The sequence below is a fragment of the Desulfogranum aggregans genome (genome assembly GCF_055398265.1).
Genome location: NZ_AP042447.1, coordinates 3404061 through 3430120, shown reverse-complemented (window position 1 = coordinate 3430120; position 26060 = coordinate 3404061). Strand labels below are relative to the sequence as shown.

The 26060-nt window shown below is 55.6% G+C and carries 25 protein-coding genes; 15 read left to right on the top strand and 10 right to left on the bottom strand.

The features are described 5' to 3' along the window. Window positions 1-20 precede the first annotated feature (20 nt). The 4 genes from ACZ52Z_RS15180 to ACZ52Z_RS15165 all read left to right on the top strand — a co-directional run bounded on the left by ACZ52Z_RS15180 (window position 21) and on the right by ACZ52Z_RS15165 (window position 5242). Window positions 21-1505, top strand: a complete 1485-nt coding sequence (locus ACZ52Z_RS15180; RefSeq protein ID WP_464267618.1) for a pyridoxal-phosphate dependent enzyme — start codon at window positions 21-23, stop codon at window positions 1503-1505. A gap of 1 nt (window position 1506) precedes the next feature. Beyond that, window positions 1507-2688: a YgeY family selenium metabolism-linked hydrolase gene (locus ACZ52Z_RS15175; RefSeq protein ID WP_464267617.1), complete on the top strand. Its 1182-nt coding sequence runs from the start codon at window positions 1507-1509 to the stop codon at window positions 2686-2688. A 22-nt stretch (window positions 2689-2710) separates the two neighbouring features. Next, window positions 2711-4315, top strand: coding sequence for an N-acyl-D-amino-acid deacylase family protein (locus ACZ52Z_RS15170; RefSeq protein ID WP_464267616.1), 1605 nt, complete (start codon window positions 2711-2713; stop codon window positions 4313-4315). Between the two features lie 237 nt (window positions 4316-4552). After that, the gene (locus ACZ52Z_RS15165; protein WP_464267615.1) at window positions 4553-5242 is read left to right on the top strand and encodes a class I SAM-dependent methyltransferase; all 690 of its coding nucleotides are present in this window, start codon (window positions 4553-4555) and stop codon (window positions 5240-5242) included. A 277-nt stretch (window positions 5243-5519) separates the two neighbouring features. Here the strand turns inward: ACZ52Z_RS15165 and minE are convergent, their stop codons facing one another. The 5 genes from minE to ACZ52Z_RS15140 all read right to left on the bottom strand — a co-directional run bounded on the left by minE (window position 5520) and on the right by ACZ52Z_RS15140 (window position 9390). Then, a complete protein-coding gene (gene minE / locus ACZ52Z_RS15160) occupies window positions 5520-5783 on the bottom strand; it encodes a cell division topological specificity factor MinE (protein WP_464267614.1) in 264 nt (87 codons plus the stop codon). 3 nt (window positions 5784-5786) lie between these two features. Beyond that, a complete protein-coding gene (gene minD, locus ACZ52Z_RS15155) occupies window positions 5787-6602 on the bottom strand; it encodes a septum site-determining protein MinD (protein WP_464267613.1) in 816 nt (271 codons plus the stop codon). A gap of 87 nt (window positions 6603-6689) precedes the next feature. Next, window positions 6690-7472 carry a septum site-determining protein MinC gene (minC, locus tag ACZ52Z_RS15150; RefSeq protein ID WP_464267612.1) on the bottom strand — a complete coding sequence of 261 codons (783 nt, stop codon included), beginning with the start codon at window positions 7470-7472 and terminating at the stop codon, window positions 6690-6692. Window positions 7473-7718: 246 nt separating this feature from the next. After that, window positions 7719-8822, bottom strand: coding sequence for an esterase-like activity of phytase family protein (locus ACZ52Z_RS15145; RefSeq protein ID WP_464267611.1), 1104 nt, complete (start codon window positions 8820-8822; stop codon window positions 7719-7721). 10 nt (window positions 8823-8832) lie between these two features. Continuing rightward, window positions 8833-9390, bottom strand: coding sequence for an NUDIX hydrolase (locus ACZ52Z_RS15140; protein WP_464267610.1), 558 nt, complete (start codon window positions 9388-9390; stop codon window positions 8833-8835). A 740-nt stretch (window positions 9391-10130) separates the two neighbouring features. On the opposite strand from ACZ52Z_RS15140, the gene ACZ52Z_RS15135 reads away from it, so the two are divergent. After that, complete coding sequence (locus tag ACZ52Z_RS15135) at window positions 10131-10550, top strand: ArsC/Spx/MgsR family protein (protein ID WP_464267609.1); 420 nt, start codon at window positions 10131-10133, stop codon at window positions 10548-10550. Window positions 10551-10635: 85 nt separating this feature from the next. On the opposite strand, the gene ACZ52Z_RS15130 is transcribed toward ACZ52Z_RS15135, so the two are convergent. From ACZ52Z_RS15130 to ACZ52Z_RS15120, 3 genes are all read right to left on the bottom strand, one after another. Further along, window positions 10636-11907: a dicarboxylate/amino acid:cation symporter gene (locus ACZ52Z_RS15130; RefSeq protein ID WP_464267608.1), complete on the bottom strand. Its 1272-nt coding sequence runs from the start codon at window positions 11905-11907 to the stop codon at window positions 10636-10638. Window positions 11908-11922: 15 nt separating this feature from the next. Continuing rightward, window positions 11923-12849, bottom strand: a complete 927-nt coding sequence (locus ACZ52Z_RS15125; RefSeq protein ID WP_464270804.1) for a transporter substrate-binding domain-containing protein — start codon at window positions 12847-12849, stop codon at window positions 11923-11925. A 402-nt stretch (window positions 12850-13251) separates the two neighbouring features. Next, complete coding sequence (locus ACZ52Z_RS15120) at window positions 13252-14331, bottom strand: AI-2E family transporter (protein ID WP_464267607.1); 1080 nt, start codon at window positions 14329-14331, stop codon at window positions 13252-13254. Between the two features lie 365 nt (window positions 14332-14696). On the opposite strand from ACZ52Z_RS15120, the gene ACZ52Z_RS15115 reads away from it, so the two are divergent. Then, window positions 14697-16421 carry an alkaline phosphatase gene (locus ACZ52Z_RS15115; protein WP_464267606.1) on the top strand — a complete coding sequence of 575 codons (1725 nt, stop codon included), beginning with the start codon at window positions 14697-14699 and terminating at the stop codon, window positions 16419-16421. A 55-nt stretch (window positions 16422-16476) separates the two neighbouring features. On the opposite strand, the gene ACZ52Z_RS15110 is transcribed toward ACZ52Z_RS15115, so the two are convergent. Next, window positions 16477-16971, bottom strand: coding sequence for a hypothetical protein (locus ACZ52Z_RS15110; protein WP_464267605.1), 495 nt, complete (start codon window positions 16969-16971; stop codon window positions 16477-16479). A 40-nt stretch (window positions 16972-17011) separates the two neighbouring features. Then, the gene (locus tag ACZ52Z_RS15105; RefSeq protein ID WP_464267604.1) at window positions 17012-17950 is read right to left on the bottom strand and encodes a polyphosphate kinase 2 family protein; all 939 of its coding nucleotides are present in this window, start codon (window positions 17948-17950) and stop codon (window positions 17012-17014) included. A gap of 208 nt (window positions 17951-18158) precedes the next feature. Between ACZ52Z_RS15105 and mnmL the strand changes: the two genes are divergently transcribed. The 9 genes from mnmL to ACZ52Z_RS15060 all read left to right on the top strand — a co-directional run bounded on the left by mnmL (window position 18159) and on the right by ACZ52Z_RS15060 (window position 26047). After that, a complete protein-coding gene (mnmL, locus tag ACZ52Z_RS15100) occupies window positions 18159-19934 on the top strand; it encodes a tRNA modification radical SAM protein MnmL/YtqA (protein WP_464267603.1) in 1776 nt (591 codons plus the stop codon). A gap of 223 nt (window positions 19935-20157) precedes the next feature. Continuing rightward, complete coding sequence (locus tag ACZ52Z_RS15095; protein WP_464267602.1) at window positions 20158-20973, top strand: DUF4198 domain-containing protein; 816 nt, start codon at window positions 20158-20160, stop codon at window positions 20971-20973. Beyond that, the gene (locus ACZ52Z_RS15090) at window positions 20970-21308 is read left to right on the top strand and encodes a carboxypeptidase regulatory-like domain-containing protein (protein WP_464267601.1); all 339 of its coding nucleotides are present in this window, start codon (window positions 20970-20972) and stop codon (window positions 21306-21308) included. The genes ACZ52Z_RS15095 and ACZ52Z_RS15090 overlap by 4 nt, the downstream gene beginning before the upstream one ends. Continuing rightward, window positions 21305-21670, top strand: a complete 366-nt coding sequence (locus ACZ52Z_RS15085) for a hypothetical protein (RefSeq protein ID WP_464267600.1) — start codon at window positions 21305-21307, stop codon at window positions 21668-21670. The genes ACZ52Z_RS15090 and ACZ52Z_RS15085 overlap by 4 nt, the downstream gene beginning before the upstream one ends. A gap of 1 nt (window position 21671) precedes the next feature. Beyond that, window positions 21672-22310: a cobalt transporter CbiM gene (cbiM, locus tag ACZ52Z_RS15080; protein WP_464267599.1), complete on the top strand. Its 639-nt coding sequence runs from the start codon at window positions 21672-21674 to the stop codon at window positions 22308-22310. Then, window positions 22294-23217 carry a cobalt ECF transporter T component CbiQ gene (cbiQ, locus tag ACZ52Z_RS15075; protein ID WP_464267598.1) on the top strand — a complete coding sequence of 308 codons (924 nt, stop codon included), beginning with the start codon at window positions 22294-22296 and terminating at the stop codon, window positions 23215-23217. Before cbiM ends, cbiQ begins: the two co-directional genes overlap by 17 nt. Window positions 23218-23268: 51 nt before the next feature. Beyond that, on the top strand, window positions 23269-24912 hold the full coding sequence (locus ACZ52Z_RS15070; RefSeq protein ID WP_464267597.1) for an ABC transporter ATP-binding protein: 1644 nt from the start codon (window positions 23269-23271) through the stop codon (window positions 24910-24912). Window positions 24913-25048: 136 nt separating this feature from the next. Beyond that, a complete protein-coding gene (locus ACZ52Z_RS15065; protein ID WP_464267596.1) occupies window positions 25049-25633 on the top strand; it encodes an SCO family protein in 585 nt (194 codons plus the stop codon). Window positions 25634-25636: 3 nt separating this feature from the next. Beyond that, window positions 25637-26047, top strand: a complete 411-nt coding sequence (locus ACZ52Z_RS15060; protein WP_464267595.1) for a c-type cytochrome — start codon at window positions 25637-25639, stop codon at window positions 26045-26047. Window positions 26048-26060 lie beyond the last annotated feature (13 nt).

Below are 26060 nucleotides of genomic sequence, written 5' to 3'. Positions count from 1 at the left end.
TACTCTTATACCAAATTCCCATGCTCGATTTAACCATTCATGCAGCCGGTCTGGAAAAGGCGGTGCAGCGTGCCCGCGAACGCAATATCATCATTCCCACCATGGAGCAGATGCGCCACCCCCACCTGATCCCTGAACCGATCAAACAGACCCTGTCCACCCTTGGCCTGTGGGATCTTGACCCGGCGAACCTGTTCCGGATCACCTGGAAAAACGAACCTGTGGCCACTGGCGGAGGTTTCGGCGAAGTCAACCATATCGAATTACCCTCCTCCCTGACCGGCGTTCGGGCCCGGATCGTGCTCATGGTTGGCAAATGGTTTCCCACCGGCGCTCATAAGGTCGGCGCTGCGTTCGGCTGTCTGGTGCCCCGGCTGGTAACCGGTCAGTTCGATCCCACCGAACAGAAAGCGGTGTGGCCGTCTACCGGCAACTACTGCCGAGGAGGAGCTTATGACTCCAATCTGCTTGGGTGTGAATCCATCGCCATCCTGCCTGAGGGCATGAGCAAGGAACGGTTTGACTGGCTGGCCAACGTGGCCGGGGAAACCATCAAAACACCCGGCTCAGAGTCCAATGTCAAAGAGATCTTTGATAAGTGCTGGGAGCTTCGCCGGTCTGGCGACAAACTGATGATTTTCAACCAGTTCGATGACATGGGCAACTACCTGTGGCACTATCATGTAACCGGGTGGGCCATGAATGAACTGCTCGCCAGCCTGACTGCCACTCCCGAGACCGACTTTCACGGGGTGGTTCTCTCCACCGGTTCCGGCGGTACCCTGGCCAGCGGCGACTACCTCAAAACCTTGTACCCAACCGTCAAGATCGCTGCCAGCGAAGCCCTGCAGTGCCCGACCCTGCTGTGCAACGGATTCGGCGAGCATCGCATCGAGGGTATCGGCGACAAGCACATCCCCTGGGTGCACAACACCCGCAATACCGATATGATAATTGCCATCGACGACGAGATCCCCATGAACCTGATCCGGCTGTTCAATGATCCGGCAGGCAAGGAATACCTGGTCAACAGGGGCGTTCCTGCAGCGACCGTTGAGGGCCTTGATCAATTGGGTATCTCATCGGTGGCCAATACCATGGCAGCGATCAAGTATGCCAAATACTATGAGCTGGGTGAAGAGGATGTGGTCCTGACTGTGGCTACCGATTCCATGGAGATGTACGGCAGCCGGCTGGAGGAACTGGATGCAGAACATGGCCGCTTCACCGAAACCGATGCCGCCTATGCCCTCGGCCGCCTGCACACCACCGGGACCGATACCATGGAAGAGCTCACCTATTACGGCCGCAAACGCATCCACAACCTGAAATACTATACCTGGGTCGAGCAGCAGGGAAAAACCGTTGAAGAAATCCAGGCCCAGTGGAATGACCGCAGCTATTGGTCCTCCATCGCCGCCCTTGCTCCCCAGGTGGACCGGTTCATCGAGGAATTCAATGCCCGTACCGGCCTGCTCAAACACCTTGAAGGAGGAGCCAGCTGACATGCAGTATGAAGATATCGCAGCCAACCTGTGCCGAAACCTGATTCGTTGTCCCAGTGTGTCGGGACAGGAAAAGGCGGCTGCGTCCGCCCTCCGTGAGGCCATGCAGGAATTGGATTTCAGTGAGGTCAGCATTGACCGCTACGGCAATGTTATCGGTACGATTGAAGGCAGTCGTCCAGGGCCGTGCGTCCTCCTGGACGGGCACATCGACACCGTTCCTGTCCCCGACGAGTCGGCCTGGTCGGTCCCACCCTTTGAGGGGGAGCTTCGTGACGCTCGGATTTACGGACGGGGCGCCTCGGACATGAAAGGGGCCGTGGCCGCAATGACCGCCGCCGCTGCCTGGTTTTCTCGGTCCACACAAGGAGGGGACTTTCCGGGAAGAATCTGCGTCAGCGGGGTGGTCCATGAGGAGTGCTTTGAGGGGATCGCTTCCCGCGAAATCTCTGCCCGGGTCAAACCCGACTTTGTCATCATCGGCGAGGCATCGGAGCTGAACCTGAAAATCGGCCAACGCGGGCGGGCGGAAATCGTGGTCGAGACCTTTGGCCGTCCGGCCCATTCGGCCAATCCTGAAAAAGGGATCAATGCGGTGCACCTGATGACCAGGCTTATTCAGCGGATGGAGCAGGTCGAGCCGCGTGAGCAGGCGATCCTCGGCAAAGGGATTTGCGTCCTCACCGATATCAAATCTACCCCTTACCCAGGGGCTTCGGTAGTACCCAGTAACTGTCGGGTGACCTATGACCGGCGGCTGCTGGTCGGGGAGGATCCGGCAACCGTGCTTGAACCCTTTGAACAGGCGATCAGCGAACTGTCCGCAGCGGATCCGGATTTCCAGGCAACTGCCACCTTTGCTCGCGGCCAGGAGGCTTGCTACACCGGCGAGACCATAGAGGGTACGCGGTTTTTTCCGGCCTGGCTCCACCAGGAGGACGAGCCCTTTGTCCAGGCGGTACTCCAACAATTGCAGGCCGCAGGGCTCTCCCCTTCCATCTCTCACTACGCCTTCTGCACCAATGGCAGTCACTATGCCGGTGAGGCGGGGATTCCGACCCTCGGTTTCGGCCCGTCCAGGGAAAACCTGGCGCATACCATTGATGAGTATATCACCCTTGATCAGCTCAACCAGGGAACCAGGGGCTACCACGCTATCCTCAAAGCCCTGCTTACCCTGTAACCACCAGGAGGGTCAGCCGACCATGCGTATTCGCATAGATAATGCCATGGTGTATGATGGAACCGGCGCTGCTCCCTGGCCTGGCCGAGTAGTTGTCGAAGGCGATCGGATCATCGAGCTCAGCGATCGCGACAGTCCACCGGCGCCGGCAGATTTGATTATCGACGCCACAGGCCTGGCCCTTTGTCCCGGCTTCATCGACACCCACAGCCACTCTGACCTGGCGATTTTCGAGGAGCCCATGGTCTGGCCGAAAATCCGCCAGGGGATCACCACCGAAATTTTCGGGCAGGACGGGGTTTCCATGGCTCCCCTGCCTGAAACATACATTGCCCAGTGGCGAAAAAACATTGCCGGCCTGGAAGGCACCTCTGACCGGCTTGACTGGAATTATCGAACCACCCAGGGGTACTTGAATCTGCTCGAACACTCGGGCGTGGGACCGAATGTCTGTTACCTTGTGCCCCACGGCAACGTGCGTATGGAGGCCATGGGACTGGACGAAGGGACAGCTGCACCGTCCCAGCTGGAGGCCATGTGCACCATCCTCCAGCGCGAGCTCGATGCCGGCGGCCGCGGTCTTTCAACCGGCCTTATCTATCCGCCCTGCACCTATGCCGATACCGAGGAGCTGATCGCCCTCTGCCGGGTTGCCGCCCGCAATGACGTGCCATTGGTCATCCACCAGCGCAGCGAGGCGGACAATATCCTGGAGTCTATGGAAGAGGTATTGCATATCGGCAGGGCGTCAGGGGTCCACGTGCATTTCTCTCATTTCAAACTGTGCGGGAAATACAATGCCCCGCTTTTCGACCGGATGCTGCGACTGCTGGACACCGCTGCCAAGCAAGGGATGGATGTCACCTTTGATCAATATCCCTATGTTGCCGGCAGCACCATGCTCAGCGCCATCCTTCCTCCCTGGGCCCACGCCGGAGGGACAGAGGCGCTACTTGCACGATTGGCTGATCCTGCCCAGCGAGAGCGCATGCTTGCCGATATTCGCACCACGCCCTGTGACTGGGATAACTTTATTGCCTTTGCCGGGGTTGAAGGCATATCCATCACCAATGTCCAGACAGCAAAAAACCGTTCGGCCATTGGCAAGACCCTGGTCGAATTAGGACGCATGCGCGACTCCGATCCGATCAACGCGGCCCTCGATCTGATCCTGGAAGAGGAAAACGGGGTGAGCATGGTGGACTTCTACGGCCAGGAAGAACACGTTCGCGCCTTCATGCTCCGCCCGGAAATGAACGTCTGTACCGACGGCCTCATGCATGGTACCCCCCACCCCAGGACCTTTGCGGCCTTTCCCCGGGTTTTGGGCACCTATGTGCGGGGAGAACGGCTCATGCCCTTGGAGGAGGCAATCCGCAAAATGACGCTTCAACCGGCAAGGGTCTTCGGGATCAGGGACAGAGGTAAAATCGCTCCCTGCTGGTATGCGGATCTGGTCCTGTTCGACCCGGCCACCGTGATAGATACGGCCACCTTTACCGAACCCCGACAGCATCCCCCGGGGATTGAACTGGTGATGATCAACGGGGCTGTTTGCCATGGAACAGAACGTTTAGGGCGTGGAGGGATGCTGACAAATCGACCTCCTGGCCGGGTGTTGCGATAACAACACTGGACGGAAGCCAATTCTCCCAGCAGTCCAATCGCAGCGGTGTTTGTTTACCAGGCTCCTATCGATTTTACCACCGCCCCGTCGTCCGCCAACCGGGTAGCCTGTGCCCCACAATACTGGCGGCGAAACCACTGCCGCTACCGCCAATACCATAAACTACCACCCTATTCATCGTCGAGACGGGCGTGAGGGTTCCGCAGGAGAAGGCGCGCCATTACTTACGGGGAAAATATGAACGTTCAGGAACTTTTTGATCAATCAGCAATTAGCTATGACCAGGATCGGGCCAAGCTTATCCCCGCTTTTGCGGAGATCTATTCCGCCGCCATGCGGATCATCCCCTTTACCAGTGATGCCCCCCTCCGTGTGCTCGATCTCGGTGCGGGAACCGGATTATTTGCAGCAATGGTTGCGAACGCCTTTCCTGCAGCCCACATCCACCTTACCGATATCTCCGAGGCAATGCTTGCCCAGGCCAGACGACGCTTTTTCAGCAACCCGCAGGTGCGGTTCAGTATTCAGGAACACACCCGATTAAGCGCTACAGATGAATACCATCTCATCATTTCCGCCCTTTCCATACACCATTTGGAAGACAGGGAAAAAAGAATAACATTCAGAAGAATTTTCGATGCGCTCCGTCCCGGCGGGATGTTTATCAACCTTGACCAGGTCCGAGGCCCATCGCCAGCTCTTGAACAGGAATACCAACGGATATGGTGTGAAGAAATCGCGGCCAACGGCGCATCCACCGAGACGGTCATCCAGGCAATGCAACGGATGCAAGCAGATAAAAATGCCCTGCTTGCAGACCAGCTCCAGTGGCTCGCGCAGGTCGGTTTTGTTGATGTGGACTGCTGGTATAAACGATTTCGCTTCGCCGTCTTCGGGGGAACACGGGGGGAGGCGCTACCCATCTGAAAAGGGCATCTTACCCTGTCAGGGTTCGCCCTCCACAGCAGCGCACATCCCCGAGAACCTTTGCTTCACCGAAAACCAGCACCAGGAGCAGAGGTCGTCGAATACACAGCAGATGCTGTACAATCGAACAGGCAGAACCTTGAAGCCGGCTCTGCCGTGCTACCGTGGAGGCTACAGAGTACCTGCAAGGGAGAGGGAAAGTCCGCTTGCAACCACCACGGCGTTTTTCAGGGTACCACGGAGATTGCAGGCTGTGCCGCTGCGAAACAGGAGCCCGCTACTGGGCCTCCGTTGTCTCGGGCAAGGTAATATTGAGCTCAAGAACCTCGCAATCCCCTTCCTTGTCCAGCTGGATCGTTACCGCGTCATTATCAACCTCAATGTACTTCCTGACAACCAGCAGCAATTCCTCCTTCATCAGAGGCAGGTAATCAGGACCGTTGCGGGTTGCCCGCTCCCTGGCCACAATGATCTGCAGCCGGTCCTTTGCGACACTGGCGCTGGTCTTTCGGTTGCTCCGGAAAAAGTCTAAAAATCGCATTCGCTAGCTCCTGAACAGCCTGAATTTCTGGAAAAATCCTTTCTTCTCGACCTCCAGGAACCGGTGGTCCCTATCTTCGCCCAGTAATCGGGACACCGCATCCTCATAGGCCTGTCCGGCATCACTATCGCTTTCAAGGATTATGGGGCTGCCGGCGTTGGATGCCTGGAGCACATCCCTGGACTCAGGGATCACCCCCAGCAGCGGTATTGCCAGAATTTCCTTAACATCTTCCACGCTAAGCATTTCCCCTTTTTCGACCCGGACCGGCTCATAGCGGGTGAGGAGCAGATGTTCCCGCACCGGTTCACGGCCCTGTTCAGCCCGCCTGGTTTTGCTGGCCAACAGCCCGAGAATACGGTCAGAGTCGCGAACAGAGGAAACTTCGGGGTTGGTGACCACTACCGCCTGATCGGCAAAATACATGGCCATAAACGCTCCTCGTTCGATACCAGCCGGCGAATCGCAGATGATATATTCAAAGTTCTCAGACAGTTCATTGATCACCCGTTCCACCCCTTCGATATCCAAGGTGTCCTTGTCACGAGTCTGGGAAGCCGGCAGGATAAACAGATTTTCCACTCGCTTATCCTTGATCAATGACTGGTTGAGATTGGCTTCGTTGCGAATGACGTTGACAAAGTCATACACCACCCGTCGCTCACACCCCATAATCAGGTCAAGATTGCGCAACCCGACATCGAAATCAATGACTACGGTTTTATAGCCGCGCATGGCAAGCCCGGTCGCAATTGCAGCGCTGGTGGTGGTTTTACCAACCCCGCCTTTTCCAGATGTTATGACAATAACTTCTGCCATGGTGTATCCTCCGAATTCTCCGTTAACTCAATCATGAAAAAAACGCGCTGCATTCCGTTGGCAGAACCACAGGCGAATTGTCTGGTATCAACGCAATGACTCTATTTTAAGTTCCTCTCCTTCCAGATACATCTGGACAGCAGTGTTGCGCTTATCAGCAGGTAAATCATCGTTAATGATATAGTACCCGGCAATTGACACAAGATCGGCCTGCAGGTTAGTGCAGAATACCCGGGCACTTTCCTTTCCCTGCACCCCGGCGAGAGCACGACCCCGCAGGGTGCCATACACATGAATGTGTCCGTCGGCCATAATTTCTGCGCCTGTACTCACCGAAGCGAGTACCAGCAGATCACCGCCGCGGGCATAGATCTTCTGTCCCGAGCGTACAGGTTGCCGGATGACCAGGGTTTCGGCAGCCTCAGCGTGATCCGCCGTTCCGACAACGGCGGAGTCCTCCTGCACAGCTGCCGGTTCTTCCATCGGCGACGGAGCAGTGAGAGCTAGTCCAGGCTTTTCCTGCGCCTGAGGCTCTTCCTGTACTTTGCCGGTAACCGGCCATACCGCTATGCTGCGGGCCATTGCCGCATACTCCAAGGTCTCGGCGGCGCCAATGATGCCCACAGGAACCAGATTATTGGCGCGTACCACTTCACAGGCCTTATCCAGCCAGTGACCGTCGACTTCCTCCTGGAGGTGCGCACAGTCCAGTACTACCGGAGCATTCCGGAAAAATTTTGGCGCCTGGGCGACCTTTTCCAGGAGGAGACGGTCAAACGCCTCCAAATCAACACCAAACATCTCCAGTACAGTGACGGAAACCATACGCGCCTTAACGGCTGCCACATCTTCCTGATTAACCAATGACATCCTTACCAGCCTCTCGCCGCCCATGCTCTTGCGCACCGGCAGCGCTTCTGTATTCTCACCAATGCAGTGAACCCATGCTGTCAATTATTGGGGCGACACGCTGGGGAACGCCGCCCGGTTCACACGAACAAACCGCTATTTGTACTCTCAGCCACCAATCGATTCAAGCAATTTAAGCCATTGCCCCCAAGAAAAAGAGGTGCTGAAAAAACTCCACCTGCAACGTGTGCAATCTTGCCACGCACATCAGCGCTGCTTGTTGCCGTTATCCAGACGAAAAGCAAGGAACAGGGTTCGCTGTTTTTCGTTAAAATTGCCATCACTTACCAGAAACAAGGTCGTGCCTCCATCGGGCAGTCGAGGGCCGAAGGCCATTCCCTCCAAGTTGTCCAGGTCGGGAAATGCCTCATCCGGGAGGGGCAGCAATTCCTTCAGATCCAGAACAAGGGTCTTGTGTGCATAAACGATCGCCTGCTCATTTCCATCCAAGGCGGGAAGACCGGCAATATTGGTTGCCCCCTGCAGGCGAACATGGAAGAGGCGAATGGATACCTCGCCCGTTGTCTTCATCCAGCTCCGTTCCAGGGACAGGAGCGTATGCTCGTCCAGGGCAAGCAGCTCCACCAGGCCATTGCCTCCCTCCACGTGCTTGTGATCGCTCGGATGAGGAAGAGCAGAGACCATGTAAGGATACTGTCCGAGGAGCCGCCCGCTGCCGCTGTATTTGACAATGCGTACCGGCGTGCCGTGAGTGAGGGTGGCCGTCTCACCATCCTGTTGCAAGGCCTGTTCATTGGCGGTAAACACATGGCTCCCATCCGGCGTAATGGTAAGAGACTCGAAGCCAAGGTTGTCACGAACACCTGTCTGCGCGGTGACGGTAAATTGACCGGGGACTGGCCATTGTCTGACAAATCGACCGTCCCGGCTGAATTCAATAAGAGCAGGCGAGATCCCCTGGCTGGCCACTCCTTCGCTGCTCACCAGGAGATGATCGTTGGCGAGCAGGGTTACGCCCTCAAAATCAACGGTATTCTTCAGGAAAAACTCACCGTTGGCATCATGAAGAAAGATCACTGCCTGTGGGACTATCTCCACGCCGGGCCCGACTTGGCCTGCAACCATATACAACCGTGCCGGCGCATACTGGGACCGATCATCGGAAAGGACGAAAAAGCGCTGCTCCTCCCGATCATACACCAGTGCTGACAACCCATTGAACGGGGTCTGGGCAACTGTTTCCCAGTGAGGGAAGTTACGGTCTCCGATTAGTTCCAGGGTCATGGCAGGTGCCGCAGCTACACCATATGACATCGCCGCCAGCAGGAGCGTGAAAAGGTTCTTCAGCATCTCCATCCGTTCAGCTGTATCGGCTCATCTGATAAAACATGAGGGCATTGAGCACCAGGCCATGATCAATGGTACCCTCTCTCACCAGAGTATTCACCTCGGCATGGGAATGGAGAAAGCACTCGATGTCTTCCATGTCATCCAACCTTGGCTGGGCGGAAAGCACGGCATCCCGCACCAGCACCGTATAACAATAATTTCGTTGAATGGCCGGGTTGGGACATACTTTGCCGATGATCACCGGGTTTTTTCCCGCATAGCCGGTCTCCTCTGCCAGTTCCCTGCAGCCAGCGGCAATCGGGTCCTCACCCGGATCGATCATGCCGCCAGGGATCTCTATTTCCTGCCTTCGGCTGCCATAGCGGAACTGACGGATCATCACCAGCTGATCATCCGGGGTAACTGCCACGACATTAACCCAGTCACTGAAATCAAACAGGTAAAACTCTTTTTCCCTGCCGCTTCTTCGGCATCGGACCGGGCTGGATCTGATAGTTGCCAGGGAGGTTTTCAATACCTCTTTTTCCTCAAACAGCTCCCATCGCTCCGGTGAGTTGTCGTTGTCCATCACGAGTGCCTATCTCTAGAGTAGCATTTCACCAGGTTCCCTGGCTCTCTTTGAGCAGTGCACACACTATACCACACTTGTCTCCTAATGGACAGGATTGGCCACGGCCCTCATCTTTCCCCCGTAACCCGCTGTTATACTTTTCTCTTTTGGTCACCTCTCCCTCTCTCCCAGCAGAATGCCCGACCACCCTACCCGATGCCTACACCGCGTCACCTCCAGGCTGCCCCTTTCACCTGTCTCTTCTTGGCGACAATAAACAGCTTTAAACATGTCCAGGCCTGCCCTTTACCCGTTCGTTGTTCACAAAATTACTATTTGGTGCATTCTGCATCTATTTTGTACCCACAAAAAAAGCCTCAAGGGACATTATACACTGTTATCCACTGCTATTGCGCCTGTCAGGGACAGGCAAATAAACTGGAACGGAAAATGAAAATACTTTTCAATGACGTAATAGGCGAAGGGGAGCGACCGAGGTGCAGTTCATGGTTCACTCTCTCTGTCACTCATGTGGTTCAAGGTCTTTTTCTGTTCTTCCCGGTTCCCGGGAGAACAGTTTCATTATCGTCTCCAGCCGGACACTGCAGCAGGTGGAAAACCAAAGGCCATCAGCAGAAATGGTCAAATTGGCTGAGCAAACCATTGGCCACGGTAGGTGCAGTTGGTGCATTGCCGAGCTGAGGGCGTCGGACCAAGGCTGAACTCTCATCAAGAATAATCTCAAAAAGGAAGATGTGATGACTGCAATGACTTTTTATGAAAAGCCCGGTTGCATCAATGGGGAAAAACAAAAACGTATTCTCCGGGATGCCGGACACACGCTCACCTGCATCAATATCCTGATGCACCCGTGGACCCGGGATGAACTCTTTTCCTTTGTCCGGTATAAAACCCCCACCGAGTGTATGAACTTCACTGCGCCGGACATCAAAAACGGCACTATTGTTCCCGAAAAATTGACCTTTGATCAGGCCCTTGCCTTAATGGTGATGCATCCGATCCTGATCAGGCGACCGCTGATAATGGTAGATGGCAACTACATCCAGGGATTTAACGATACGCGACTTGAGCCCTACCTTGGAACGTGGGAGGGGGCCGAGGATGTGATTACCTGCCCCAACCTACGCTCCCTTTCCTGTGATGAGCTGAAAAGCTGATAAACAGCCGCAACCGACCAGGACGCCAGGATCTGTCCCTTTGCAACCAAGGCGCACATCTACTCGTGTCGCCCAAGGACAACCATTACCGCCATTTGGAGAGGTCGATCTCTTTCTCGGTTTTTCCGACAATACAGGTAATCGCCAGGTCTCCGGTGATATTACAGGCAGTCCGCCCCATGTCCAGCAGGGCATCAATCCCGAAAATCATCGCATAGGCCATGGCTACAGGTGTTCCTTCCTCCACGCTCAGGCCGACGGAGTTGAGCACCATCATCAGCATCAATGCTCCTGCGCCCGGTACGCCGGCGGTGCCGATGGAAGCCAGTACCGCAGTGGCAATAACGGTCATCTGCTGGCTGAAGGTGAGCGGGGCATCAATGGCAAAACCGATGAAGATCGCACAAACGCCCTGGTAAATGGCGGTCCCATCCATGTTGATGGTAGCTCCCAAGGGAAGAGAAAAAGAGTAGACCCCCTTAGATACGCCCATCTCCTCGTCCGCCACCTCCATACTGACCGGCAGGGTGCCGCCACTACTGCGGGTCACAAAACCGGTAACGATTGCCTTTTTCGCCTTGGAAAAAAACTGTACCGGCGACAGGCGAAACAGGGCGACTCCTGTACCGTAGACCAGCACCATATGGGCAATAAAAGCCAGATATACGGCGAGGGTGGTCAGCCCTAAGGGGCCAAACGCCTCGGCCCCCTGGGTGCCGAACACCACCGCAATCAGGGCAAATACACCAATGGGGGCATACTGGAGAATCCAATGCACCACCAGGTACATCACCTCTGCGCCGCCTTCAAAAAAATGAAACACGGTTTCTGCCGCGTTTCGGATCCGTGCGTCCTCACTTTCCCGTAAAAAAGCAACCCCGATCCCGAACAGAAGACAGAAAAAAATTGTTGGCAGAATTTCGCCGGAGGTAATGGCATTGAAAGGATTGACCGGAACAATATTCACTACCGTATCCAGCAGGGACGGGGTTTCCATGGTCACTTTTCCGGCCGACTCTCCTGTACCGGATAATGCCAACCCACGGCCGGGGCGGAAAATATTGCCAAACAGCAGGCCCACGCCCACGGCAAACCCGGTGGTTACCATGTATACACCAAGCGCCTTGACGCCGACCCGGCCCAGCCGGGCTGGATGCACGCTGGCCGCTCCCACGATCAGGGTAAACATGACTACCGGCATCACGATCATCTTCAACAACCGGACAAAGATGTCGCCCAAGGGATTAATCCAGCTGACCTCCGGACCGAAATAGAGCCCGGCAACGGCCCCCAGCAGTAACCCCAGCATGATTCTGACAAGCAGGTTTGATCGGAAATACCAGCCCATTAGTTGCATCGTCGCACCTCCTGCCTATTCGTAGGCACTGCCGCGTTGGTGGAGATCCCGCGCTCTTCGCTCTTCAAGCTGCGCCCGTTTTTTTTCGATAAACATATTCTTCAGCATCTGTGCCGGGTTTTCCGGTGAACCGGGGGGGGACCCTTTGGTCCAGTTCATCTGCACGAAGTAGTCGTTGATCAGCAGGTCAAGGGTACCGTCAGCATGAATCTGCTCGATGAACAGGTTGAGCCAGTTGAGAAATTCCAGGTCTCCTTTACGGATGGCAAACCCGTAGGTCTCACGGGTGACTGGCTGCAGCAGGGCTTTGATCTGGGGATGCAGTCGGGGATGGGTGGCCCTCCAGACCCTGACAAAGGGGGAGTCAGCGGTTATGGCATCAACCTCTCCGTTGACCAGCGCTTCAGCAGCAGCCTCTACCGTGGGGAAGGTGACGATCAACTGATCGGCGAACAATTGGCGGGCAAACTGCTCATGAGTGGTTCCTGCCTTGACGCCCAGACGGATATCCTTGATGGTGGTGAGGGCAAAATAGGAGTCGGCATCAACGGCAACTTTATCTCGCTTGACCAGGGCTGCCTGACTCACCTCAAAATATGGCTCAGTAAAGTTGACCTGCAGCCCCCGGGCAACGGTTCGGGTCATGGCTGCAATAATGATGTCGGCCTTGCCCGCCAGGAGTCCGGGAATCTGCTGTTCGTACTGCTCGGGCCTGATAAACCTGGCCTGCACCCCAAGGGAGTCGGCAAGCAGATGGGCCAGGTCTACATCCAAACCGATGGGCCGCCCATCCTTTTCCATGGAAAACGGTGGATACTCCTTGTTCAGGGAGACAACCATCTCCCCGCGTTCCTGAATCCGTTCAATTTCCCCGGCATACAAGCCACTGCTGCCCATGATGCCGACCAGCAGTACGAATAAACACCTCAGCAGATGTTGCATCTTCACTGTTCCCCCCTTCCCTTGGCAGAGTGTTGTCAGGGTGAGGCTTGAGCCAGGGCCATGTCCTCAGCTCACCGGTAGATCATGCCGCCATGCACCGCTCTTCCATATTGACCCATTTATAAAAAGACAAAAAAAAGGTAATCACAATCTAAAAAAAGTCAAAAATTCAACATCTTGGAATTTTTTCTACCGGCAATACCCCAGAATGCCCGGAAAAGGTTTTAGTAAACATCCCCCCAAGCCAGTGCAAAGCTGTGCACGACCCTGCTCTTGCCTGGTTTTTCCCTGGACAAAAGAACATCCGCCTTTCAAGCGCCAGGCGGACACCGTCGAAGGAAGTCTTGCTTGCCCCGGACCTGATACGGAATCCATGGACCACTGGATGTCCAATGCTTCCACTTATTCCGTTTCAGCAGGTGCTTCCACCTCATCGACCCAGGCAGTAAAAAGAGTATAGCTGATGGCCACGACCACCGCCCCCACAAACAGTCCGATAATACCGGAAAGCATCATTCCACCCAATGCACCAATCAGGATGACGAGCATGGGGATGTCCACTCCCCGTCCCATGAGCACCGGTTTGAGGATACCATCACAGGCACTCACCGCCAGCGCCCATACCAGAAACAGTACGGCCGGTACCGTGGTCGTGGCGGTAAAGACCCAGGCGGCAACCGGGCCGAGCACTAGAATGGGCGGGAGTTGAATCACGGCAAGCACCAGCACCAGTACAGACCAGAGACCGGCGGCCGGCACCCCGACCAGAACCATGCCGATTGCCGAGAGGATCGACTGGATGAAGGCAACCCCAACGACTCCCTGCATGACCCCCCTGATGGTGGCGGTTGCCAATGCAGTAATCTCTGCCCCCCGCTCACCGGCAAACCGGTGAACAATCCGGTCAAGGGCAATGGTGCTTTTCTCTGCGGTGACCAGAAACGCTGCGGCCAGTATGACGGAGATGATAAACATGAAGATTCCCTTCACCCCGCCGCCTACAGATCCCAGAAGGGTCATGGCTGCGGCTTTGAGTTCCGAACCATGCTGACGCAGGAAGGCCTCAAGATTGACGGAGGCCAGACTCCAGGCTTTACTGATGGAGGGACCGATCACAGGAAGCTGTTCGACACTTGTCGGCGGAGGAGGAACGCGCAGCGTGTTTTCCTCCAACCCAGTAGCAATGGCCTGCACCGCGTCAATAGAGGAGGCAGCCAGCTTGACAGAGGGAAAAACCAGGGCTGCCACAACCACCAGGGCAAAGAGCACGGCAGCAGCTTTTCTCCGCCCTCCCATCATGGCTGCCGATTTGGCCACCAACGGCTCGACAGCCACCGCGATAATAATCCCCCAGACCGCCGGCACAAGAAAGGGTTTAATGATGAGCACGGTCCAAAGGAGTATTGTTGCCAAGACGGTAATTTTGATCACCGATTCAATCACTTCTTTCTGCAGTGATGCCTTCATGTCCGGAGTGCGCATGGATAATCTCCCCTGTGCGATAGGTGAATGGTGACGTTGGTGCTACAGCTGCCTTCCTCCTCCTTCTACTGACGTTATATGCTGCTGACTTAATTTCATAATATCAACATGACACGAGGATTATATCAATAATTTTCTCTTCATGCTGCCTCCACACGGCAGCTTCGCAAGTCCCGAGCCTTCAGTGCCAAGGTGCAGGCAAGTGAGCATCACCATTCTTCCCATTGAAGTGCAATCGCTTTTCGTTTTCTAATCCGTTCCTAACGCTTTGCTATCACACGCCTTGTAGTTAGGTACTGTTCACTGTAACGGGGTATGCCTGTTACACGTTTGTAGAAAAGATTTATTAAAAACGGAGGGAAGACATGCAGGTATATTTACACCGCATCGTACAAGCCGGTATTGTTGCCGGTTGCGTTGCGCTGGCTGCGAGCAATGCGACTGCAGGACGACAATGGGAAAAAAAATGGGACCGCTACGCCCATGGGAAAAAGAATGTGGACAGCATCATCGTCATGATTCCGGATGGATGTGACGAGACCATTCAAACAGTGGCCAGATGGTACAAAGGAGAGGACCTGGCTGTTGACCATATGCAGACAGGTACCGTCAAAACCCATATGGCCAATTCTATCATCACCGGTTCAGCCGCTGCTGCCACGGCGTTTGCAACCGGTCACAAAACCACGGTCCGCTTTCTCGGGGTAGGACCGCGAACAGATGATATGCTCACCGGTTTCGAACCGACCGCTGCTCCCTATGCACCGGTGGCATCCATCATCGAAGCCGCCCAGCGAGCCGGCAAGGCTACCGGAATCGTGGCCACCAGCCGGGTGACCCATGCCACCCCGGCCGCCTTTGCCGTTCATATCGAAGATCGTGGCTGGGACAATGAAATCATGGAGCACATGGTCTACAACAATGTGGACGTTGTCTTTGGTGGCGGAGCCCGCCACCTGATTCCCTCGGATGCCTCCTACACCACCAGCTTTGGTGATACCTGGTACGGCAAACGGACTGACGGGGAAAACCTGATCCAGGTCCTTGAAGAGCGTGGCTATGAATTTATCGACAGCAAGGAACAACTGGCAACCATCACCTCCAACAAGGTCTGGGGCATGTTTGACGACAGCCACATGCAGCCGGATATGGACCGGCAGCATTTTGCGGAACATGAGCCGTCACTAGCAGAGATGGTGAAAAAGGCCATCGAAATTCTCTCCCAGGATCCCGACGGATTCGTGCTGATGGTGGAAGGCTCTCAAGTTGACTGGGCCGGCCACAACAATGACCCGATTTACATGGTCACTGACTTCCTTGCCTTTGACGATGCGGTCAAAGTGGCCAATAATTTTGCCATGAACGATGGAAAGACAGCGGTTATGGCCTACCCGGATCACAACACCGGTGGTATGAAAATCGGTCATTACAACGCGGCCGTGGGCTACACCGAAACCACCATTGAAGATCTGGTCAATCCCCTCAAAGGGATGCTCATGTCAGCCAACGGGGTTATTGCCAGTAAGGCAGGTGATACCGACCAGGACCTTATCGACAGCGTCTCGGCCAACTGGGGCATTGATCTGACCGTTGACGATGTTGCTGACATCAGGGCGTTACAGGATGCCGGCCTGAGTGAAAGCTATGCGCTTGCCAGGCTGGTCAGTGAAATGTACACCATCATCGGCTGGACCACTCATGGGCACACTGGTGAGACCGTTCCCCTGTGGATGTACGGCTCCCCCGCGCCTGCCCATGTAGTGGACAACACCGATCTGGCCACCATGGCAGCGGACGCCATCAAGGTTGATCTGGAAAAAACCACCAATGATTTGTTTATTGATCTGGATGAAGTGACCACCGATTATACTGTTGATACCACCACTGACCCGGAAAACCCGGTAGTCAAAATCGGTAAAGTGGAGCTGCCGGTCAGCAAGGACTATATGATCCAGGATGGCGAGATGGTCCAGCTTCCCGGTCTGACTGTCTATGCACCTGCCACCGGCAAAGTCTACCTTTCCCAAAAGGCGATATTGCAGTTGAAGCTCGCCAAGAAGAAAAGATTGCGTAAAAAGGGACTCCTCTAGGCCTGACGCCCGACGAGGATCTTAAAAGGAGAGCGGAATCCTCCGCTCTCCTTTTTTATTCCCACCAACGGGAAAAGCGCATCGGATAGACGAACACCGCATCCTCGTCATGGCGCTGCCAGGGAGAGAAATCGGTGTCCATGATCATATCGGATAGTCTCCGCTCAAACTTTCGGGAAACAATGGTCGATTCGATTACTTCTGCGGCGATCACCTCGCCGGTATACTCGACCTGTACACGGAATACTACCTCGCCCGGAACCAGTGGCTCGCCTCGTTCATTCAATTGCTTGAACAGGACCTGCCCGTTGCAGGAGACAAAGCGCATATCAGCCAGCACGCTCTGAGGGGTACGCGGCCCATGGATAACCTGCATTCCTTCTACCGGCGTGGGAGGTTCCTCCAAGCAGGTTTTGGGATCGAATTGCGGGGGCGTTTCCAGACTGCTGCAGCCTGCACCCGCCTGGAGCATCAACAGCACCCCTGCAGTGATTATCTGTTTAGCCTTTATGCCTTTCATCTGTAACTTTTCCTCCAGTATCATAGACAACTAAGCATTCTCCTCGCTGCTACCGCTTGGGCAACAGGGCTTACCTGAGCGGTTTTCCGAACTGCCTGATCTGGCTTTTCATTCGCTGCAGTTCGGTATCCCCGGGAACCACCACCTCGTGATCAGGGGTATAGTCCAGATTTCTTCTTCGCCCCCGGTACTTGACCGAACTCAGGATGAGTTTCATGGTCTCCAGACGCGCCCGATGCTTGTCATCGGACTTGATCACCCACCATGGACAATCCCTGGTATGGGTCTTCTGCAGCATCACCATTTTTTTTTGGGTGAATTCATCCCACAGGTCCTGAGCCTGGAGGTCGACCTCTGACAGTTTCCATTGCCGAAGCGGGTCATTGCGACGCCGTTCGAATCGTTTGGCCTGCTCCTCCTTGGAGACTGAATAGTAGAGCTTGAGCAGGATCGTCTTCCCTGCATCAAGGATGAAATTATTTTCATACAGGGTGACTTTTTTCAAAAAGCGATGATACTGCGCACGACTGCAGAATCCCATTACCGGTTCAACCATGGCCCGGTTGTACCAGGAGCGGTCAAACAGTACGATCTCCCCGGCACGGGGAAACTGTTCGATATACCGCTTCATGTGCAGTTCCGTCTGCTGCACTGGATTGGGTTTCCCCAGAGCCACCACCCGGTAATGTTTTTCGTTCATGTACCTGGTCACCCGACGAATCGTTCCCCCTTTTCCCGAGGCATCGCGACCATCAAAAAGAATGATCATTTTTTTCCCGGTCCGCTCCAGGTGCTCCTGCATCTTGATGAGTTCCGCCTGATAGGTTTTCAACTCTTCTGCTTTGAAATATTTTATCAGGGCCGACTTGACGATTTCCTCCTTCTGCCGTTCCTGCAAAATCGAATAGAGCTGCTCATGATAATAGCTGTCCACTTCGGGCTGACCGGACTGATGATCGAGACTTTTCAGGGCTTCTTCAATACTGTTGGCAGGGGTTTTTGCGTCCATTAGCAATTGATTGGCAGGGCCTTGGAATGAGTTATTGTGAGAGCAATCGAGGGTAGCAGGAAACCTGAAGGCGGCTACTCTACTCTACCTGTATTAGTATTCTGTTAAAAAAAGCCCTATCCACCATTTTTTCCTGCTTGCTTTCCCTGACCTGTCGGCTATCCTGCCGGTGCACGCTCGAATTCCCCCGACCGCACGACCCATCACCATGCAGCGACCACGCATTTTTCACTACCGCGATTATCTGCGGCAGCAGTACGGAGCTATCCTCCACCGGGTTCCCCTGGACGCCGGGTTCCGTTGTCCTCACCGCCGGGCAGACGGCTCCGGAGGCTGTACCTTCTGTCCGCCAGACGGTGCCCGGGCGGTGCAGATAGGATCACTGCAGGATATTCGTCACCAGATACAGGCCGGAGTCGCCTTTGCCCGAAAACGGTACAAGGCCACCGCCTTCATGGCCTATCTCCAGGCCTTTACCGCCACCTTTACCTCGCTGGAACTCCTGGAAGAACTGGTTCAAACCATCCGAAAGGAATACCCCTTCCACGCCATCACCTTCGGCACAAGGCCCGATTGCCTCTCCACGCAGATCATTGCCTATTTGCAGGAATTGAACCAGCACCTGGACGTGTGGGTAGAACTCGGTATCCAGACGACCCATGACCAGAGTCTCAAGCGCATTCGTCGTGGACACGACTGGGCCTGTGGGCACATTGCCATCAACAGGCTCCATCAGGCCGGACTCCATGTCGGGGTGCACCTCATCATCGGGCTGCCCGGTGAAACCCCTGCCCATTTTCAGCAAACCATGGCAACTCTGGCCCCGCTGCCTATCGATGCGATCAAACTGCATAACCTCCACGTTATTCGCCATACCGAGCTTGCAGCCTCCTATGGCCGCTCGCCTTTTCCAGTATACAGCGAACATGCCTATGCAGAAATCCTGCTCAACCTCCTGCCGATGATTCCCGCCGACCGTCCGATTATCCGGCTCACCACCGATACGCCACCCGAGCAACTGCTCGCGCCCCGGTGGTCCATGTCCAAGGGCCAGTTTCTTCGCTACCTGCTGCAGCAGATGGAACAACGACAGATCTACCAGGGCCAGGAGGTAGAAGGGAATTGTTCCCCGGGTGAGCACGAGCAGGCGCCCGCACCTCTGCCACCGCCTGTTGCCACCGAAGACGGCAGCATCACTTTCTGGAATGCCCAGTTCAAGGAACACTATCACACCCTTGCCGGTGCACGCTCGGAAGCGGAGCAAAAGTATTGCATTCCCGGAAGGTTGCAGCAACGCCTGGCGCAGGGACCTGTGCGTATCCTCGATATCTGTTTCGGCCTTGGCTACAACAGCCTCAGCTCCTGCGAACAGGCGCTTGGCATCGGAGGGCAGGTGGAGATCATTGGACTGGAAATGGACAAACGAACCGTGGAGGCAGCTGCCCGGCAGCTGCAGGAGAGCGGAACGGCCTTTGACTGGAACGCTTGCCTGGAGCAGCTCTTTCAGACCGGTTGCTGGCAGGAGGAAGGGTGCTCGATCCGCCTGCTGTGGGGAGATGCCCGCCACACGCTCAGCCAGGTGAGTGGCCTCTTTGACCTGATTTGGCTGGATGCCTTTTCCACCCAGAGAAACAGCGAACTGTGGACCGTTGATTTCTTTTCACGCCTTCGGCCGCTGCTCAAGCCTGACGGCGCCCTTTTGACCTACTGCGCCGCCATACCGGTTCGCTCCGGTCTGTTAGCGGCCGGTTTTCAGGTAGGCGAGACAGCCGCTTTCGGCAGACAACGGGGTGGCACCATTGCCGCAGCTACTGTACAGGGTATCGGTCAACCGCTGCCGGAACGAGACCAGTACCTGATGGAGACCGTCCGGGGTACACCCTACCGTGATCCTCTGGGAACCCGAACCAACAAGGAAATTCTGCGCGCCCGTGAACAGGAAATCGTGCGTTGCAAAGCGCATTCAAACCAGCCTCGTCGCTGAGCCCGCCCCCGCGTTTGTCGACCGTACCACCGCTTCCGCATCGGTTGAAAACAGGTACATTCACCGGCATTGAGCGCAGCACCCTGAGGATCGGATTTTGCCCCCGGACCACTCAGCTTTTTCATATTGACACCGTCGGTGGTTCCAGGGTAGAAAGTGTTACGAATATTTTTTTTTTCATACTGGCCTCTTTTCACACCACACCTTCTACCTACAGGGAAATATGCACCGTGTATCTGCTCTCCTTCGTACGTCGATTCTGGGCCTGACGGCTCTCTTTACAATCCCCGTTATGCCTGCCCACGCCCACTTTGGGGCAATCATTCCACGTGCCGACATTGTCACCCAGAGCGAGGAGGGGAACCTCACCCTCGACATCGCCTTTCTCCATCCCCTGGAACAACAATATATGGAAATGGCCAGACCCAAGCAATTCGGGGTGCTCCATCGGGGAAAACAGACCGATTTGACCGCGTCCCTGCGGCCAGTCAAGGCCAAAGGCCCTGGCCAGAACAATTGGTTCACCCGCTGGGAGGCCGAGTACGCCATCAGTCGTCCGGGAGATTACACCTTCTTTGTTCAACCCCAGCCTTACTGGGAAGAGGCCGAAGATAGCTTTATCCTTCATTACACCAAGGTGTGCGTCCATGGCTTCGGTCTGGAACTGGGGTGGGACACACCCGTAGGGTTGCCCACCGAGATCGTTCCTCTGACTCGGCCGTACGGCCTGTGGACTGCCAACCTGTTCACCGGGCAGGTTCTGGTGAACGGCCAGCCGGCACCTTTTGCCGAAGTGGAAGTGGAATACCTCAACAGCTCGCCCGACAACCCATCCCCCATCCAACCGCCAAGCGCTCCGTACGTCACCCAGGTTGTCAAGGCTGACAGCAATGGTATCTTTTCCTATGCCATGCCGCGACAGGGCTGGTGGGGGTTTGCAGCCCTCAGTCCTGCGGAGTGGACCCTGCCCCATGACGGCAAGGACAAAGCGGTGGAACTGGGGGCGGTATACTGGGTGCACACCGCTGATATGCGATGATAAGGCGTCCAATTGTCCACATCATTGCTGCTTACCTGCTGCTGATGCTGCTGGCAGGGACGCCCATTCGTCCAGCTCATGCGCATGGCGTCAGCCTGTTCGCCTACCTTGACAATGGAATGGTGTACACCGAAAGTTATTTTTCCGATGGCAGGCCGGTAGTCGGTGGCAAGGTCACTGTAGCTGACCGTCACCAAAAGCCGCTGATTCACGGAGAGACAGATAAGCAGGGTCTGTGGTCCTTTCCGCTTTCCGGTGCACTTCCGTTGGTTATCACCCTTGATGCTTCGTTGGGCCACCGACACACCTTTACCCTAAGACAAGCCAAGCAATGATGAGTGGAATTGACCATCCCCTCCGGCGCACTCGGTTGTCCACCACCGGCAGTCTGTTACTGGTGCTGCTGACGCTGCTTCTCTGCCTGCCCGTACAGGCCGCCAACTCCCTGCCCGAATCTACCGAACCTCTCCGGCAGCAGCTATGCACCGAAGTCACCGAGGAACTGCGTAGTCTCCGCCAGGAAAATGCTCGCAACAATCGTGAACTAAAACGGGAGATCGCAGCCCTGCACCATGCACTCAATCGCCCCGGTCCCAGGGATATCCTTGCCGGCATCGGCTATATTCTGGGTCTTTTTGGAGCAGCGGCTTTTGTAGCCGCTCGCCGGCGCACCTCTTCTCCTTCCGACCGGTCTTAATATGCACATCTCCGACGGTGTTCTGCCCGCCACGCTCATTTTCTCCACCTTTGCCCTTACCGGGGCAGGCGTAGCCTACAGCCTGCGAAAAATACCCCCCGAGGAACTACCCAAAATCGCTGTGGTGACCGCTGCCTTTTTTGTGGCCTCGCTCATCCACCTGCCATTGGGGCCGACCAGTGTCCACCTCCTCCTGCCCGGCCTGGTAGGGATTCTGCTGGGGCCGGCCGCAGCCTTTCTCAGTATTACCGTTGGTGTGGTACTGCAGTCCATCCTGTTTCAGTTCGGCGGCCTTACCGCCCTGGGCGCCAACAGCCTTATGATGGGCGTACCAGCCATTGCCTGCGGTCTGTTTTTCTCCTTATTCCAAGGGAGTACTGTACGGAGCAGGGTTGCAGCCAGTGCTGTTGCCGGAGGGTGCGGTACGCTGCTGGCAGCCCTGGTTCTGGCCGGCTGGCTCGCGGCGAGCGGCGAGCATTTTTTTGGGGTCGCCCGGCTGGCACTGGTCGCCCACCTCCCGGTGGCTCTGATCGAGGCGATTGTTTCGGCCTCGACGGTGTCTTTTATTCACCGGGTAAAGCCGGAAATGCTCGTCTGGTCGCGCTCCCTTTCCCCTGCCGCCCATGACTCCACCGGTTGAAACTATCCACGTCCCCCTCTGGGTGACCGTTGTCCTGCTGATTCTTTTCTTTGGCCTGCCGGCATACTTCCTGCGCAGTAAAGTGAAGCGTCCAAGGCCGGAGGACCGGGGAATCTGGCCTTCCCTCCCACCGGCTCCTTCATCAGCGGAAAAGAGGGAGACTTCCTTCTTCCACACCTGGGAGCCCCGTTGCAAACTGATAACCCTGTTTGCCCTCTGTTTTCTGGTCGTTTCTCTTGATTCGATCACCGCCTGTCTCGCGGCACTCCTCCTCTCCGTGGCATCGGTGCACCTCAGCCGAAGTTCCTGGAGGCGGATCAGAAGACGTCTGCTGGCGCTCACCGGTTTTCTGGCTATGTTGCTCCTGATTCTGCCTTTTTCCGGGACACCGTCCACCGGTGAAACAGTACTGCTCTTTCCTGGGTTACCCGGACTCCCCTTTCGCCTCTCCGGGCTGCTCTTGGCAGCGACCATTGTCTGCAAAGCCTGCACCGTGGCGCTGTTCATGGAACCGATGTTCGGTACCGCGCCGCTGACTTCCTCACTCCAGGCCTTACAGCAGGTCGGGATGCCATCCACTATTATTCAGATGCTTCTGCTGACCCATCGCTACCTTTTCCTCTTTCAACAGGAGGCTACCCGCATGCTCCGCAGCATGCATCTGCGGGGGTTTGTCCCGAGAACCAACCTTGCGACCATGCGGATTATCGGGAATTTCCTGGGCATGTTATTTATCCGCTCCTATGAGCGAACCGAACACGTCTATGCCGCCATGCTCTGTAGAGGCTATAATGGCGCATTACCGGTCTCTACCGGACAACGTCCCCGGGGCAGCGATTGGGCCAAAGCCGGTCTTTGGTTCGCTCTCGGAGTAGTCCTGCTCCTGCTCGATGCCTGGAAACTGTAACCGGTGCACGGCCTGATACCCTTTCCTCACTACTGAACCGCCCGCGCCCCTATGTTTACCGACCAGCTGCATTCTCCCTCTCTTCAGCATACCGACAAGCCCCCGCTTTTGGCCTTAGAGGGACTCGCCTATGCCTATCCCAACGGGAATAAAGCGCTCCGTTCCATCCATCTGAATGTCTACCCCCGTGATCGGATCGCCCTGATCGGTAGAAACGGTTCAGGAAAATCGACCCTCATCCGTCATTTCAATGGTCTTTTACCGCTCCAGCAGGGATCCCTTTTTTTCGAGGGCCAATCGTTTAAGGAATACAACCTACACCATCTGCGAATGCGGATGGGGGTGCTTTTTCAGGATCCCGATAACCACCTGTTCTGTACTACCGTGGGTGAAGATGTTGCTTTTGGCCCCCTTAATCAGGGAAAAAATCCACAGGAGGTGGAACGGCTGGTCACCGAGAGCCTAGCCCGGGTTGGACTGGAACAGCACCGCCACAAACCGGCCCATCTCCTCAGCTATGGACAACGAAAACGGGCAGCCTTTGCCGCCGTATTGGCCATGGAACCGGAAATCCTCATCCTGGACGAACCTACAGCCGGCCTGGATCCCAGACAGGAAAAGGTCTTTACCCGCATTCTGCGTGAGTATAGCGGGACTTTAATCATCATTGACCATGACCTGCTCTTTCTCTACAGCGTCTGCACGCGCGCGTTGGTCATGAATCAGGGCAAGATAGAGCATGATTGTCCCTTAGCGGAGTTAGTTTCCCAGCCGCAGCACCTGCGTGCACATGGCCTGGATTTCACCTTTCGCTTCACCTGTTGCGGTCATCACCCTCCAGAGAGCCACCACCATCATCACCATACGCATACCCATGATCATGCCACAAAAGGCAGGCATCTGCCGTCGCCTGCACAAGAGGCTAAACCGATCCTCGAGCTCCAGCACTATACCTTTGCCTATCCTGATGCTTCACCAGGTGTGATAGATATCAACCTCTGTATTAGGGAAGGGGAGACCCTTGCTCTGGTCGGCGAAAACGGTGCGGGAAAATCGACGCTGGCCCATTGTCTGCTTGGGTTGCACCAAGGGGAAGGGTATCTCTTTTTTCGAGACGCTTTGCTCTCGCCTCCTGCGCATAAACGCCTTGGACGCCACATCGGGATGGTCTTTCAGCATACTGCAGATCAGCTCTTTTGTCCTTCCTGCTGGGAAGAGGTCGCCTTTGGCCCCCGGCAGATGCAGTTGCCGCCCGAGACAGTCGCCCAGCGGGTGCAAGTGGCCCTTTCCGCCATGCATTTGGAAGCATATGCAGACCGAGTTCCCCTCCATCTGAGTGGAGGCGAACGAAAACGACTGGCCATAGCCGCTGTTCTGGCTATGGAACCGGAAATACTGATCCTTGATGAGCCGACCATCAGTCTGGATCCCAGCAGCGAACGACTGCTTATGGCATTGCTGGACCGGCTGACCATCACCAAGGTAATCATCACCCACGACCTCTTCTTTATCCATGAACTGACAACCCGGACGGTGGTTATGCACCAGGGGCGAATCGTCAGGGATTACCCCACCCACGAATTCATTGCCGATGATCGGCTGCAGGCGGTCAATGGTTTGGATTACACATACAAAAACGCCTGCAGCCAGGAGATACAGGGTCTGCAGCCATCGGTGACGGCTGAAAAAAGCTGAACCACTGTGGAGCGGTGCAGGCAAGTGGCGCTGAACTGCTTTAAAGATTGTATTCTTTTCAGTGTGCTACCTTTACAGACCGTTGGATTTAGGGTATCTGGAGAGGACCTGATTCTCTTTTATCAAAATAATCACCATGCACCTTCGACTGCTCTCCGCCATTGTTGCGGCCCTGCTTATCGTCACCCTCACCAGCTCCTGCGGTCGTGATACTGAGCGGCTCCCGATTCTGGGCACCTTTGCCGCTGATTTTTCTTTACTGAACCAGGATGGTGAAGCGGTAACCCCGGAACTGTTTACCGGGAAAATTTACGTGACAGACTTTTTTTTCACCACCTGTCCCACCATCTGCCCGATCATGACCGTACAGATGGCAAGGGTCTACGAGACCTTTCAAGATGATCCGGGGGTGCTCCTCCTTTCCCACACCATTGACCCTGAGCATGATACGGTTGCAGTCCTCCATGATTATGCCTCGAGGATGGACATCAACAGCGCAAAATGGCATATGGTCACGGCCCCGAAAAACATCATCTATCCGCTTGCCAAGCAGTACATGCTCGGCGTGGTTGAATCCGACCAGGCACCAGGCGGCTTTATCCATAGCGGCAGTTTCTGCCTGGTTGATCGCCAGGGCAACATCCGCGGATACTACAACGGCACCGACAGCCAGGAAGTGGACAGACTGATCGAGGATATCCGCTTTCTGCTGCAGCAATAGACAATGCAACGGCTCAACCGTACAATCTTTTTGGCCGGCGTGCTGCTGCTCCTCACCCCGTTCGGGGTCACAGGTGAACAAGGGCGCCAGTTATACCTAGAGCACTGTGGTCAATGTCACGGACCTGAAGGTAAAGGGTTTCGCCAACTCTATCCCCCGTTAAACGGCTCACCATATTTTTCCGAAAGGCTGTCGCACCTCCCCTGCCTCATCCAGCTTGGCCGCAGGGGCGACATCCTGCTGCCCGACGGTTCATACAACCAGACCATGCCCGGCAATGACCGCCTGAATACGGGCCAACTCACCTCCCTCCTGCAGTATTCGCAACGGTTTGCCCCCGACCAGAACGCCACTTTCTCCACCCTCACCCCGTCACTCGTCGAACAGTGGCTTCTGGAGTGCAAGGTGCAGTGAAGCAGGAAGAAAA

What these genes read in the sequence shown, in the direction of transcription:
- ACZ52Z_RS15060 (WP_464267595.1), top strand. Translation starts at nt 25,637, where the DNA reads ATGCAACGGCTCAACCGTACAATCTTTTTGGCCGGCGTGCTGCTGCTC.
- ACZ52Z_RS15180 (WP_464267618.1), top strand. Translation starts at nt 21, where the DNA reads ATGCTCGATTTAACCATTCATGCAGCCGGTCTGGAAAAGGCGGTGCAG.
- ACZ52Z_RS15090 (WP_464267601.1), top strand. Translation starts at nt 20,970, where the DNA reads ATGATAAGGCGTCCAATTGTCCACATCATTGCTGCTTACCTGCTGCTG.
- ACZ52Z_RS15125 (WP_464270804.1), bottom strand. Translation starts at nt 12,849, where the DNA reads ATGCAACATCTGCTGAGGTGTTTATTCGTACTGCTGGTCGGCATCATG.
- ACZ52Z_RS15070 (WP_464267597.1), top strand. Translation starts at nt 23,269, where the DNA reads ATGTTTACCGACCAGCTGCATTCTCCCTCTCTTCAGCATACCGACAAG.
- minC (WP_464267612.1), bottom strand. Translation starts at nt 7,472, where the DNA reads ATGTCATTGGTTAATCAGGAAGATGTGGCAGCCGTTAAGGCGCGTATG.
- mnmL (WP_464267603.1), top strand. Translation starts at nt 18,159, where the DNA reads ATGCAGCGACCACGCATTTTTCACTACCGCGATTATCTGCGGCAGCAG.
- ACZ52Z_RS15175 (WP_464267617.1), top strand. Translation starts at nt 1,507, where the DNA reads ATGCAGTATGAAGATATCGCAGCCAACCTGTGCCGAAACCTGATTCGT.
- ACZ52Z_RS15095 (WP_464267602.1), top strand. Translation starts at nt 20,158, where the DNA reads ATGCACCGTGTATCTGCTCTCCTTCGTACGTCGATTCTGGGCCTGACG.
- ACZ52Z_RS15165 (WP_464267615.1), top strand. Translation starts at nt 4,553, where the DNA reads ATGAACGTTCAGGAACTTTTTGATCAATCAGCAATTAGCTATGACCAG.
- ACZ52Z_RS15085 (WP_464267600.1), top strand. Translation starts at nt 21,305, where the DNA reads ATGATGAGTGGAATTGACCATCCCCTCCGGCGCACTCGGTTGTCCACC.
- cbiQ (WP_464267598.1), top strand. Translation starts at nt 22,294, where the DNA reads ATGACTCCACCGGTTGAAACTATCCACGTCCCCCTCTGGGTGACCGTT.
- cbiM (WP_464267599.1), top strand. Translation starts at nt 21,672, where the DNA reads ATGCACATCTCCGACGGTGTTCTGCCCGCCACGCTCATTTTCTCCACC.
- ACZ52Z_RS15105 (WP_464267604.1), bottom strand. Translation starts at nt 17,950, where the DNA reads ATGGACGCAAAAACCCCTGCCAACAGTATTGAAGAAGCCCTGAAAAGT.
- ACZ52Z_RS15115 (WP_464267606.1), top strand. Translation starts at nt 14,697, where the DNA reads ATGCAGGTATATTTACACCGCATCGTACAAGCCGGTATTGTTGCCGGT.
- ACZ52Z_RS15065 (WP_464267596.1), top strand. Translation starts at nt 25,049, where the DNA reads ATGCACCTTCGACTGCTCTCCGCCATTGTTGCGGCCCTGCTTATCGTC.
- ACZ52Z_RS15170 (WP_464267616.1), top strand. Translation starts at nt 2,711, where the DNA reads ATGCGTATTCGCATAGATAATGCCATGGTGTATGATGGAACCGGCGCT.
- ACZ52Z_RS15120 (WP_464267607.1), bottom strand. Translation starts at nt 14,331, where the DNA reads ATGCGCACTCCGGACATGAAGGCATCACTGCAGAAAGAAGTGATTGAA.
- ACZ52Z_RS15135 (WP_464267609.1), top strand. Translation starts at nt 10,131, where the DNA reads ATGACTGCAATGACTTTTTATGAAAAGCCCGGTTGCATCAATGGGGAA.
- ACZ52Z_RS15145 (WP_464267611.1), bottom strand. Translation starts at nt 8,822, where the DNA reads ATGCTGAAGAACCTTTTCACGCTCCTGCTGGCGGCGATGTCATATGGT.
- minD (WP_464267613.1), bottom strand. Translation starts at nt 6,602, where the DNA reads ATGGCAGAAGTTATTGTCATAACATCTGGAAAAGGCGGGGTTGGTAAA.
- ACZ52Z_RS15140 (WP_464267610.1), bottom strand. Translation starts at nt 9,390, where the DNA reads ATGGACAACGACAACTCACCGGAGCGATGGGAGCTGTTTGAGGAAAAA.
- ACZ52Z_RS15130 (WP_464267608.1), bottom strand. Translation starts at nt 11,907, where the DNA reads ATGCAACTAATGGGCTGGTATTTCCGATCAAACCTGCTTGTCAGAATC.
- minE (WP_464267614.1), bottom strand. Translation starts at nt 5,783, where the DNA reads ATGCGATTTTTAGACTTTTTCCGGAGCAACCGAAAGACCAGCGCCAGT.